Origin of the sequence: Lentibacillus sediminis (assembly GCF_002763455.1) — a bacterium.
Classification (GTDB): domain Bacteria; phylum Bacillota; class Bacilli; order Bacillales; family Amphibacillaceae; genus Lentibacillus_D; species Lentibacillus_D sediminis_A.
On record NZ_NIXK01000003.1, the window covers coordinates 196,639 to 208,969 of the forward strand.

Sequence of the window (12,331 nt, forward strand, 5' to 3'; positions counted from 1 at the left end):
TGAACTTCTCGGTCCTTGTTATCCTCCTTTTTGAACATGTAATTTAATCTTCCGCGATCTGTGCTTTTCGCCCATCCCAATTATCCTTGTTTGCATACAGTGTGGTAGGCAGGAAAACAAGGAGGGAAACACAATGGGTGAATTTAACGGAGGCTTTGCGCTTCTGGTTGTTCTTTTTATCTTGCTGATTATAATTGGCGCATCTTATAACGACAATGGATATGGCGGGGGATATTACTAGCAGGATGTTTATTGCTTTACCGCAAAATTTATAAAATGTGACATAACTCCTGCCGCTACGGAAATACATTCCGCTTCCCGCGGAAAGCGAGGGGTATTTCCGCAGCGGCAGGATAAATGCATTTTCTATCAACTATGAGAGTTATGCATGATCAAAAATATAACTAGTCAATGATGCCAATATTGGTAATAAATACAAAGGCATCTTTGCGTGATAATATTTACATTTTAACAGCAAATTGGCTGCGGTACTATTCCGCAGCCATTTCCATTGAATGGGTTACCTGAACGCCATGCTGGTCAATTTTTAATGGAGTAATTTGATAGTAAGTGAATCGTTTTGCCATTTTTTCAGCAATATTTTTGCCCTCTTGCTCTGGAGCAAGGGAGATCATTGCCGGGCCTGCTCCACTGATTACTGTCCCGAATACACCGTTTGCCTTTGCCTGCTTTCTAATATCATGGTAAAACGGGACCAGTTCAGACCGATATGGTTCATGAAATAAATCCTGCTCCATCATTTTACCTGCCAGTTTATAATCCCTGGATATGAAAGAAGCAATCAAGAGGTTGCTTACACTACTTGCAGCAGTTGCTGATTTTCTGGAAAAATTGTCCGGAAGCACCTTTCTTGCCGCTTCTGTTTTCAACTCGAATGCAGGTATATATGCGACGACATCCATATGGGGCAAGGGCAGTTTAACCCAGTCGATTTCATCCCCGAACGTTTGTGAGGTTACGGTAAATCCCCCGAAGAGGGCTGGTGCTATATTGTCGGGATGCCCCTCTATTTCGGTGCCATAAACCAGCTTCTCTTCCGGGGATAAAGCAAGGTTACATGCCTGGTTGGCTATTTCAATTCCTGCCAGAACTGCCGAGGCGCTGCTGCCAAATCCGCGGGCCAATGGAATATCACTTTTTACAACCATTCTAATCGGGGGCAGATCAAGCCCGTGCCGTCCAGCAGTTTTCTTGGCAATTTGATAAATGAGATGGTCTTCATAATGAATATCAGCCGGCAAAAATGGGGACTGATTGACAATCTCCCATTTTTCAGCTTCCGCAACTTCCAAGGTTAAATAAAGATCCAAAGCGATACCTGCCGAGTCAAAGGCAGGTCCCAGGTTGGCCGAGCTTGCGGGAATGGAGACCGTGAATTTCTTCATATTGTCACCTTATTCCTCAAATACTCCAGCACTGCTTGTTCGTCATTTGGCAGCGATACCGGGTCTACCTCCACTTGTTCTATCGCAGTTTGCGGGTCTTTTAGCCCGTTTCCGGTAAGTACTGCTGCGACTTTGCTGCCTTTTTTGATTGTTCCATTTTTTACTTGCTTGACCAGGCCGGCAATGGAGGCACAGGAACCTGGCTCTGCAAAAACACCTTCTTTTTTAGCCAGAAGTTGCTGGGCTTTAAGGATTTCTTCATCAGACACGGCATGGATTTGGCCGTTTGATTCATCTCTTGCCTTTACTGCGAGTTCCCAGCTTGCCGGGTTGCCAATCCGAATTGCTGTCGCAACAGTTTCCGGATTTGGAAATACTTTGTTGTTTACAATGGCGGCAGCTCCTTCGGCTTCGAAACCGAACATTTGCGGAAGCCCTGTTTGCTTCTTGTCATGGTATTCTTTGAATCCTTTCCAGTAGGCACTGATATTTCCGGCGTTTCCAACTGGGATAGCGAGAACGTCAGGGGCGGTGCCCAGCTGTTCGACTACTTCAAAAGCTGCTGTTTTTTGCCCTTCCAGGCGATATGGGTTCACAGAATTGACCAGGGTGACATCTGATTCTTCACTTAACTTTCTAACGATTTTCAAGGCTTCATCGAAGTTGCGGTCAATTTCCACAATTTCCGCGCCATACATCATCGCCTGGGCAAGTTTTCCAAGGGCGATTTTTCCTTTTGGAATAACGATAATGGTGTTTAGGCCTGCTTTAGAAGCATAGGCGGATGCTGAAGCAGAGGTATTGCCAGTGGAAGCACAGATCACGGACTTGCTTCCTTCTTCCGCTGCTTTAGCAACTGCCAGCACCATCCCCCTGTCTTTGAAAGAACCAGTCGGGTTATTCCCTTCTACTTTTCCGTATAGTTCAACCCCTAACATTTCTGATAACGATTCGAAAGGAATCAAGGGTGTATTCCCTTCATGAAGCGTAAGCGCTGGTGTTTCGTCCGTTACGGGAAGGTATGATTTATAGTGTTTCAGTAGTCCTGGCCATTTCAATGTTGCCATCTCCTTCCGCTTTATAATAACTTTTTATGTCAATGACTTCATTCAGGTTTTTTAATTCATTTAATGCGGTATGGAAGTTCTCCAACGATGTCTGATGTGTCGTAAAAATGATTTCCGCTAATTCGTTCTTTTTCACAGGTGTTTGCAAAATCCGATTGAAACTGATATCAAACTCATGAAACAAGCTGGAAATGGTTGATAATACGCCGGCCTGATCTTTTACATGGAGCCGGACATAGTACTGCCCAAAGCGCTTTGCAGGTGTTTTCAGTTTCTTTTTAAAATGAGGCTCGGTGAATTGATTGCCGGTGACACCCAAACGCAGATTTTTAATGACGGTGACCACATCGGATGTGACGGCAGTGGCAGTCGGCAGGCTTCCGGCTCCTGGTCCGTAGAACATCGTCTCTCCAACGGCTTCACCATATACATAGACAGCATTGTACTCATTTTTCACATCAGCCAGCGGATGCTCCTTGGAAAGCAATGTCGGCTGTACGTTGACTTCCAGCTGATGATCGTCAAAGTTTGCATAACCGATAAGTTTCATTGTGTATCCGAGTTTATCACCATACTGCAAATCTTCCAATTCGATCCCGTTTATCCCCGTGACTTCCACATCTGTCAAATCGATGTCTGTTGAGAATGCCAAACGTCCCAAGATCGCCATTTTCCTGGCAGCATCAAGCCCCTCTACATCGTAGGTAGGATCTGCCTCTGCAAACCCTAACTCCTGTGCTTCCTTCAGGGCACTTTCATAGCTGACGCCTTCATTATTCATTTTTGTTAATATATAATTTGTTGTCCCATTCACAATTCCCATCACTTGCTGGATATGGTCAGAGGCAAGCCCGTCAGTGATTCCTCTTAAAATCGGTATTCCACCGGCAACACTTGCTTCATAATAAAAATCACATTTATTGCGGGTAGCAGCTTCCTGAAGCTCTGGTCCATGTAAAGCAACTAAATCCTTATTCGCTGTAATGACATGTTTTTTCGCTGAAAATGCCTTTAAAATATATTCCCGAGCTTCCTCAATGCCGCCCATCACTTCAACGATCACATCAATGTCCGGGTCATTTAAAACGTCCCAAGGGTTGGTTGTTAGAAACGTTTTCTCTAAATCAACATCACGCGCTTTTTCCGGATTCCGAACTAGTACACTTTTTACATGTACGCTCGTTCCAAGCTGGTGTACCAGCTTTTCCTGATGGTCTTCAATCAGTTTAATGACACCTGAACCGACAACTCCCAGACCAAGGAGGCCGATTGACACATTGTTTCCCACATGATCACCTCAAATATTCCTGTAAATTAGTATATTTCATTTATTTAAACACGAATAAAAGTCTATATCAATAGCGAATTTTTGAACTATTTTTATAAAACGCTTACATAATGAATGAATTAACCAAAAACTGGAGTAATTAATAAATTAATGATAAATGAACGTCAAGAAGGGTTCTTTTTTTATTTCGCTTTCAAATAATGAGAGGGGATTTGAGGATGATGATGCCTGTTTTTATTTCTCTAGATACCACAGTATAGCAGAAATTGGCTTACTAATTACTTTATATCCCTTAAAACCATCAAAACTTACGAAAAGAAAAATTGCAGCGGACGGAACCCCGCTGCAATTTTCTTATATCTGCTGCTGCCAGTTTGTATTGATTTTTTTGCGGAGCAGTTGGTGAATAATCAATATGGAGATTGCCAGAATTACCAGCAGTACTAGGGAAGTGACGTACAACCCCTCAACAGCATTTACTCTCCACAGAACAAGAACAATCAGACCAAATGGCCCGGCTGTAATGAGCAGTGAGAGCAGGCTGGTGATTCTCCATTTAAAGACTTCCTGTTCATCGGTCCAATTCAGTTTCGGATCAAGAAAGTCAAGATATGTCCCGACAGCGCTGGTGAACCAGCTGGCAAGCAGCACAACCAGCAGCCAGGCGAGCAATGTACCCACAGGCAGCTGCAAAAAGAATACAAAAATAAACAGAGCGAGCAAAACCGTAAACAGATTGATCACCCAGGCGGCGGCAATTTTGCTGAAAAAGTACTGAGCCGGCTTTAGTGGCAAAAATAAATTGGCATGCCAGTTTTTTCCTTCACGGGAAACAGAAGAAATCGCAGTCCCATTGGATCCCATAATAAATACCGTTGCGATAAATAAAAGCAATATGGTTTGTTTTCCGGAAAAGCCGCCGAGCAGACCGGAAAAGGAGTTGTTTTCGAAATCAAGCATTAGAATAATGACGATAAAGACCGGACCAAACAGACTCTGGACGACACACTGCATTAAAAAGGCGGGTGTCCGGAAAATAATACGCAGTTCCTTTTGCAGATAAGAAAGCCAGACAGGTCTTGCCGAAATTTTCTTTTGGACTTTCTTCGATGCGGTTGGCCGCTTGTTCCCTGATCCCGTACCAAGCAGCCCTTTTAAATAAAGCAGTTGGCCCATCCAGAGAAACAAAACAAGGGCAGCAGCACTCATTGCAATCATCCCGGCAAAGGAAAGGATCCCGGTCAGGGACAGCGGATTAGACAGTGCCAGGGTACTGATATAAGCAGGCGGATAATAGATGGTCAGCATCCGCAAAAGGCCGTCACCCTCCTGAAGGGAAAGCGCCACATTCTCAACCAGCCCGTCCGTGTCTGTATTCAGCCGAATAAGCACATTAATAAAAATAATGAACAGCAGGGACAGTATGCCGCCCGCCACCTTGGAGCGATCCTTGTTCTTGGATATATTGACAAACCGCATCACCGGCATCAAAAGAAGCGATGCAATTGTAAACGGAATGAGCGGAAGCAGCAGAAAAACCGGGATGCCATATAAAAAATAAAGAAAAGAGGCATCACTTGCCAAGCCGTAAAAATAAAACACCGGCAAGAATACCGCTCCTGCTGTCAGGTATAAATACAAAAATGGGTTCGCCGCCTTTGCCAGTAAAAGCTGGTAAGGCTGAAGCGGAAGCGGAATAAATGATTGAATGTCTTCCGCGAAATAGAATGAGTTGATCACGGTGACGAGACTGATCATAAACAGCAGAATATGCAGGCCGAGAAGCAGCATTCCGAGAATCAGGGACTCCTGATTAGCAGGGGCGAGCACCTCATACATCGCGGTGACGAGCATCTGAATGGCCGGAATCAGGATGAACAGCACAGGAAGCAGGAATATCCCGGCAACAACATACAGCCAAATTTGTGATTGGCTGGTTCCTGCTTTGGAATACTGCATTTTCAGCATGGTTTTAACAAGCAGCCATGTCTTATTCATCGCTGGTCAGCTCCAAAAAGACATTTTCAAGTGACTGGTCGGACTGGTATTTTTCCCGGAGTTCCTCTATGGTTCCGTAAAAAATCAGCTTACCCTTATTAACGATCGCCACTTCATCACATAATTGCTCAACGACTTCCAGCCCGTGACTGGAAAAAAAGACGGTATTGCCGTTATCCGCATGTTCGCGCATCATTTCTTTTAGCATATAAGACGACTTTGGATCCAGCCCCGTCAGTGGTTCATCCAAAATCCAAATCGCCGGGTCATGCAGCAGAACACCGGTGACAATTATTTTTTGCCGCATACCATGTGAATAGGTCTGAATATGATCGTTCAGCGCATCATAGATATTAAATTGTTTCGTCAGCTGTTCAATTCTTGTTTGCCTTAACTCTTTCGGAACATCAAAGATATCGCCAATTAAATTGAGGTATTCCATTCCTTTAAGGCGAAGAAACATATCCGGTGCATCCGGGACATAGCCAAAAATCTTCTTGGCAGCGATTGGCTCTTTTGCAATGTCACGGCCATTAAGGGTAATAGAACCCTCATCTATCGGCAAAATCCCTGTCATCATTTTAATCGTCGTTGCTTTGCCTGCTCCATTCGGTCCTAAAAAGCCAACAATTTTCCCATCCGGCACGGTCAGATTTAAGGTATCGATCGCTTTATTCCTGCTTGGAAAGTTTTTCGATACATCATGAATTTCGATCAATTGCAATTCCCCCCTAGCACTGAAAACACTCTTGTTTTATGGTACAATTTATGTGTATCTATGTATTTTTGCAAGTATGTCACCAGTTTAACATAAAAGACGGGGTGATTTGACAATGGAAAGTGAGGAACAACAAATGATTACAAGAAAAAGCAAACGTGAGATAGAAAAAATGCAAGCGGCAGGTGAGCTGCTTGTGAAAACCCACAAGGAAATCGCCAAAATGATTCGTCCTGGCATTACAACGATGGAAATTGATGCATTCACTGAAAAATTTCTGGCTGATAACGGGGCTACTCCTGAACAGAAAGGGTATAACGGTTATCAATATGCCACTTGTGCCTCGATCAATGATGAAATCTGCCATGGATTCCCCCGCAATGAGCCTTTAAAAGACGGGGATATTGTAACAGTAGATATGGTGGTCAATCTGGACGGGGGTCTGGCCGATTCTGCCTGGACCTATGCGGTAGGCAATGTGGATGAAAAAGGCAAACGACTGATGGAAGTGACGAAAACATCGCTGTATAAAGGTATTGAGCAGGCCCAGGCCGGCAATCGGCTCGGTGATATCGGGCATGCCATCCAGCAATATGCCGAGGGAGAGGGATTCTCCGTTGTCCGCGATTTTACCGGACATGGCATCGGACCAACCCTTCACGAGGATCCGCATATTCCACATTTTGGTTTGCCAAATAAAGGTCTCCGGCTGAAAGAAGGCATGGTAATCACCATAGAGCCGATGATTAATGAGGGAAGCTGGCACAGTCAGATGGATGCCAACAACTGGACGGCGCGCACGATTGACCAGGGACGCTCTGCCCAATATGAGCACACCATCGTGATAACCAAGGACGGCCCGCTGTTGACGACCGATCAGGATAAATAGGCAGGGGAAGGAGGCTGAAGGCCCATGCGAGTTGTTTCCATTTGTCCCAGCAACACCGAAGTCATGGACTTTTTAGGGAAAACGGATTTGCTTGTCGGTGTGGATAATTATTCTGACTGGCCTGCTGCTGTACTGGATTTGCCAAAATTGGGGCCAGATTTATCGATTGATATGGACAGGGTTGCCGAACTTCAGCCTGATCTCGTGCTGGCCTCCTTAAGCGTTCCCGGGATGGAGAAAAACATTGATGCACTTGAAGCGCGGGGGCTGCCTTACATCATTTTAAATCCCAACTCTCTGGAGGAGATTGCCGGGGACATTCAGACAGTTGGGGAAGCACTTGGTGACGCCGGGCTAGGAAAGGAAAAAGCCGCTCAGTTTCTTGCTGAAGTGAATCATTTTAAAGAACAGGCTGCCGCTTCTCCTGAAAAACCGCGTCTCTACTGGGAATGGTGGCCGAAGCCTGTTTTCACCCCCGGATCGGTAAACTGGCTGACGGAGATCAGCGAGCTGGCTGGAGCGGAAAATGTTTTTGCCACAGAGCCACTGGCAAGCGTGCAGACAGACTGGGAAGATGTAAAACAACGGGATCCGGATCATATTTGCATGGTCTGGGTCGGAGTTAAGGAAGAAAAAATGAAACCTGAGTTAGTAATAAAGCGGCCGGGCTGGGATCAGATGAGAGCTATTGAGAATGGTAATATTCACGTTTTGGAAGAATCGCTGTTTTGTCGTCCTTCTCCCAGACTGCTGGAGGGGTTGAGAAAACTGATAGCTGTCTTATAGATTGGCTCATTTCGTAAGATTTGTTGCTTATTTATTTCAGAGTTGATGGAAACTGTGACAGAGTGGTCGTTGATTTCCGCTACGGGCATCCGCTTTCCACGGGAAGCTGCCGAGCCCCCTTGTGAGATGCGCACTTCGGGGTCTCGCCTAGGCTTTTCTTCCCGCAGGAGTCGGATGCCCACAGCGAAGATCAACCATCAACAAAGTGAATAGCTGTTATGGTTATAAATGTGAGAAAGTTGCAAAGCACATTCTCAGCGGAGGAAATACCCCGAGACTCCTGCGGGAGGAATGGCATCGGTGAGACCCCGCAGCGCGACAGCGCGAGGAGGCTCACCAGCCACCCGCGGAAAGCGAGGGGTATTTCCGGAGCGGTGGATTAGTTCGCAGTTTATAGATATTCTACTCAAAACAACATTCCTTTAGAAAACAGCCTATAGATTTGAAAAAGCTTCCCGGGAGAGAGGGAAGCTTTTTAAGTAATTAGGACTGTTCCGCTTTCTGCCAGCTTTTCCCGCTGAATAAAATCGTGATCACCGGGCTTAGCAGACAGAAGAAGGCAAATGGCAAGTAGGTCAGTACAGGCACCCCAAGCACTTCAGCGATGAAAACACCACAGACACTCCAGGGAACGAGCGGGTTAATCACAGTTCCCGCATCTTCCAGGGTTCGAGACAGCACCTTATTGGGCATGCCGGCTTTTTGGTAAATGCCTTTGTACGTTTCTCCTGTAAGCATGATGGACAGGTATTGTTCACCGATCAGCACATTGACCCCAATTGCTGTCGCTGCTGTTGATGCCACAATGGCCCGCACTTTCGTTAGCTTTTCCTGAATGGCTTCAAGCATCACAGGAACAATGCCTGTGACAAATAGCAGTCCGCCAAATCCCAGCGCCAGGATAACGAGCGACACAGTAAACAGCATGCTGTTAATGCCACCTTTGGTCAGCAGTTCATTTACAGGATCGAAGCCGGTAGTTGCTGTATAGCCGTTAAACCAGGTATTCCATATTTCCGGCCAGGTCATGCCGCTGGTGAAACGGGCGAGAACCGTTGCCAAAAAACTGCTGAGGGCAAGCGCAATAAAGGCTGGGATGCGAAAAACTGTACAAATCACCAGCACAATTAATGGCAGCCAGGACGTCCAGTGAATTAGATTGGTTGCTTCCAGTGCCGTCCGGTATGCTTCACTGTTATTCTGGGAAATCGCTTGTTCCGGTGACAGCAGGATAAAAAGCAGAAAAGAGACCACAAATGCAGGGATTGTCGTCCAACTGATATGCCGGATGTGCTCGAATAAATCCACCTCAACAATTGTGGAAGCAAGATTGGTCGTATCGGACAAAGGAGACATTTTGTCCCCGAAAAATGCTCCGGAAACTATCGCCCCGGCCGTAATCGCCATGGAAGCATCCATGGCTCCGGCCATCCCGATAAACGCCACCCCAATGGTCGCAGTGGTTGTCAATGAGCTCCCGAGTGACACGCCAATGATCGCCGTTACTGCAAACACAATCGCATAAAACCATGTCCCGCCAATTAAGGAAAAACCGGCGTGAATCAGGGCGGGAATCGTTCCGCTGATCATCCAGCTGCTGATCAGCACGCCAATCAGCAGAAACAGAAAGACCGCCCCCATTCCCGTTTTGGCTCCTGCAATCATTGCTGCTTCCAGGTCCTTAAACGGGATTCGCCTTATCAGCCCATAAGCAGCAAGCAAAAGCAGTGCCAGCAGAATCGGGATATGCGGTGCGGTTTCCAAGCCAATGATAAAATAGCTGATCCATCCTATAATAAAAATAAAAAAGATTAATGACTCACCCAAATGCGGGGAATATTTTGGCTTAATCGGAAACATACTCTCATCCTCCTTTGAAGTTTCGTTGCTTTATAATGCCTGAAATAGATGTATAAAATACGACATATGTGTTCGTTGATTTCCGCTGCAGGCAGCCGCGCTCCTTAGGGCATGGCTTCATCCTCCTCGGAAGAAGGGCATTTCCTGATCAGGTCTAGACTCGTGCTTACCCGCGGAAAACGAGGGGTATTTCCGCAACGGTGGGGTACACCCCACTTTCTTTTGAAACCAATCTAAAAAAGCTCCGCCCCAAAATAGGGACGAAGCTTTCTCCGCGTTACCACCCTGATTGCCGGAACAGAAGTCGTCCGGCCTCTCATTGTTTATTCCACTGAAGCGAATGTGTAATTCAATTATTTTCTGCCGAAGCTTGCACCAGCCGCTCCGTCTCTTATTGCTGCTCAAAAGTAATCTACTGCGCATCCCGGAATAAGATATATAATTTTAGAAAATCGTTAAGTTGTATCTTTCGTGTGATAAAGATTAATATCGAATATACATGCTCAGGACACGGAATGTCAATAACAAAATCTGGGTTAAATGCTTTTCTTATTTATAGAAATCAGATATAATAGTCTGAATTATTGCGTGAAGGAGAGGAAATTATGGAGGGGGAGACATTTACCGGGAAACGAACCGCAACGTCTGCCGATATGGTAAAAAGAGGCATTGCTGCCGGATTTCCGATCATGCTTGGATATTTGCCCATTGCGCTTACCTACGGCGTGCTTGCCAAACAGGCGGGAATGTCGATACTTGAGCTCACAATGATGAGTGTCGTGGTGTTCGCCGGTGCAAGTCAGCTGATGGCAGCGAATATGATTGCGGTCGGGGCAGGGGCACTGGAAATTATTATCGCAACTTTCGTATTGAATTTCCGGCATTTTGTGATGAGCTTATCATTTATGAACAGATTAAGGACGGTCAGTTTGCGCTGGAAGGGACCAATGTCTTTAGGGCTGACGGATGAAACATTTGCTGTAACAGCATTACATACAAAAGAAGCAAAGCAGGAAAAAGGGGCACTGTTTTACACGGCGATAATCCTGACCGCTTATGCTGCCTGGGTTTTTGGCTCTTTTCTCGGTGGGGTGCTTGGCGAAGTGATCCCGGAACAATTAAGTCAGAGCATGGGGATTGCGTTATATGCGATGTTTATCGGATTATTAACCCCCTCTGTTAAAAAAGAATGGCGTGTCGGTCTGGTGGCAGTGACGGCAATGCTGATTAATGCGTTGTGTGTGCAGCTTGGCATGAGTACAGGGTGGGCGATTGTGCTTGGCACGGTGTTCGGAGGGATGAGCGGCATCTTTTTGCTGAAGGAGGAACGCAAATGATTTTTTGGATTATTGCAGGGATGGCAGTGGTCACGATGCTCCCGCGTTTGATCCCTGCTTTTATTGTAGATAAGCTGCAGTTTCGTGACTGGGTAAACCGCTGGCTGAATGCGATTCCCTATGCGGCACTTGGGGCGCTGATTTTTCCCGGTGTTCTTACCGTAATACCGGACAGACCTCATATTGGATTAATTGGCGGATTGGTTGCAGTTGTTCTGGCGGCAATTGGCTTAAATGTGATCCTGGTTGTCGTCGGCGGAATTGCCGCTGTCTTTTTCTTAACATTGTAATGCTGCCGTTCGTTCCACAAAACGACCGCCCGAATTGAAGTCGGGCGGTCGCAATTATCTTTTCCGCTTGAAAAATAAAAACAGCAGAATGACCAGGAGCAGGGCCAATAGTACATAAACAACGTTGGAGTAGATGTCCATGTATCCGACAATGGTATCCCACGATGCTCCAAGTGTGGCTCCGAGGTATACAAGGGCAATATTCCAAATCAGTGTGCCGGCCGTGGTCAATACAAGGAACAAAACGGTGTTCATATTGGACATCCCAGCAGGAATGGAGATCAGACTGCGGACAAGTGGGATAAAACGGCAAAAGAACACGGTCCAGGGTCCGTATTTGTCAAACCAGGCATCAGCTTTATGCACATCCTTTTTGGATATCCTCAGAATATGCCCCCAGCGGTCCACGATTTTTTCCAGCCGCTCCACGTCAAGCTGCAGACCAATGATAAATAAAACAATCGCTCCAATCACCGACCCTGCCGTTGATGCCGCCACGACACCGGCAATGCTAAGACCAGAAGTGGTGGTCATGAACCCTCCAAATGTTAGAATAACTTCCGATGGGATAGGAGGAAAAATGTTTTCCAATGCGACCAGGAACATAATCCCCCAATACCCATATTGATTCATAATCTCTGTCAGCCAGTTCTCCATAAGCGTCCCCTTTGCCTCTGCTTGTTCATTTATTC

The 12,331-nt window shown here is 46.0% G+C and carries 12 protein-coding genes; 5 read left to right on the forward strand and 7 right to left on the reverse strand.

Annotated elements, in window-relative coordinates:
- The first annotated feature begins 133 nt into the window (after positions 1 to 133).
- Complete coding sequence (locus CEG13_RS08135; RefSeq protein WP_100011374.1) at positions 134 to 241, forward strand: YjcZ family sporulation protein; 108 nt, start codon at positions 134 to 136, stop codon at positions 239 to 241.
- A 250-nt stretch (positions 242 to 491) separates the two neighbouring features.
- Here CEG13_RS08135 and thrB read toward each other — a convergent pair whose 3' ends face one another.
- The 5 genes from thrB to CEG13_RS08160 all read right to left on the reverse strand — a co-directional run bounded on the left by thrB (position 492) and on the right by CEG13_RS08160 (position 6,477).
- Positions 492 to 1,406 carry a homoserine kinase gene (gene thrB / locus CEG13_RS08140; RefSeq protein WP_100011375.1) on the reverse strand — a complete coding sequence of 305 codons (915 nt, stop codon included), beginning with the start codon at positions 1,404 to 1,406 and terminating at the stop codon, positions 492 to 494.
- A complete protein-coding gene (gene thrC / locus CEG13_RS08145; RefSeq protein ID WP_100011376.1) occupies positions 1,403 to 2,464 on the reverse strand; it encodes a threonine synthase in 1,062 nt (353 codons plus the stop codon). The genes thrB and thrC overlap by 4 nt, the downstream gene beginning before the upstream one ends.
- The gene (locus CEG13_RS08150; RefSeq protein WP_100011377.1) at positions 2,433 to 3,761 is read right to left on the reverse strand and encodes a homoserine dehydrogenase; all 1,329 of its coding nucleotides are present in this window, start codon (positions 3,759 to 3,761) and stop codon (positions 2,433 to 2,435) included. Before CEG13_RS08150 ends, thrC begins: the two co-directional genes overlap by 32 nt.
- Positions 3,762 to 4,115: 354 nt before the next feature.
- The gene (locus CEG13_RS08155; protein WP_100011378.1) at positions 4,116 to 5,759 is read right to left on the reverse strand and encodes a putative ABC transporter permease subunit; all 1,644 of its coding nucleotides are present in this window, start codon (positions 5,757 to 5,759) and stop codon (positions 4,116 to 4,118) included.
- Positions 5,752 to 6,477, reverse strand: a complete 726-nt coding sequence (locus CEG13_RS08160) for an ABC transporter ATP-binding protein (RefSeq protein ID WP_100011379.1) — start codon at positions 6,475 to 6,477, stop codon at positions 5,752 to 5,754. Before CEG13_RS08160 ends, CEG13_RS08155 begins: the two co-directional genes overlap by 8 nt.
- 136 nt (positions 6,478 to 6,613) lie before the next feature.
- Between CEG13_RS08160 and map the strand changes: the two genes are divergently transcribed.
- Entirely contained in the window at positions 6,614 to 7,366 is a 753-nt protein-coding gene (gene map / locus CEG13_RS08165) for a type I methionyl aminopeptidase (protein ID WP_100011531.1), read from the forward strand.
- A 24-nt stretch (positions 7,367 to 7,390) separates the two neighbouring features.
- Entirely contained in the window at positions 7,391 to 8,152 is a 762-nt protein-coding gene (locus CEG13_RS08170) for a cobalamin-binding protein (protein ID WP_100011380.1), read from the forward strand.
- Between the two features lie 483 nt (positions 8,153 to 8,635).
- Here the strand turns inward: CEG13_RS08170 and nhaC are convergent, their stop codons facing one another.
- Positions 8,636 to 10,012 (reverse strand): Na+/H+ antiporter NhaC, encoded by a 1,377-nt coding sequence (nhaC, locus tag CEG13_RS08175; protein ID WP_100011381.1) that lies wholly within the window; start codon positions 10,010 to 10,012, stop codon positions 8,636 to 8,638.
- 605 nt (positions 10,013 to 10,617) lie between these two features.
- On the opposite strand from nhaC, the gene CEG13_RS08180 reads away from it, so the two are divergent.
- Together CEG13_RS08180 and CEG13_RS08185 are read left to right on the forward strand one after the other, a co-directional pair.
- Entirely contained in the window at positions 10,618 to 11,349 is a 732-nt protein-coding gene (locus tag CEG13_RS08180; protein WP_100011382.1) for an AzlC family ABC transporter permease, read from the forward strand.
- Positions 11,346 to 11,639, forward strand: coding sequence for an AzlD domain-containing protein (locus CEG13_RS08185; protein ID WP_100011383.1), 294 nt, complete (start codon positions 11,346 to 11,348; stop codon positions 11,637 to 11,639). The genes CEG13_RS08180 and CEG13_RS08185 overlap by 4 nt, the downstream gene beginning before the upstream one ends.
- Before the next feature lie 54 nt (positions 11,640 to 11,693).
- On the opposite strand, the gene CEG13_RS08190 is transcribed toward CEG13_RS08185, so the two are convergent.
- Entirely contained in the window at positions 11,694 to 12,296 is a 603-nt protein-coding gene (locus tag CEG13_RS08190; protein ID WP_100011384.1) for a DedA family protein, read from the reverse strand.
- Positions 12,297 to 12,331 lie beyond the last annotated feature (35 nt).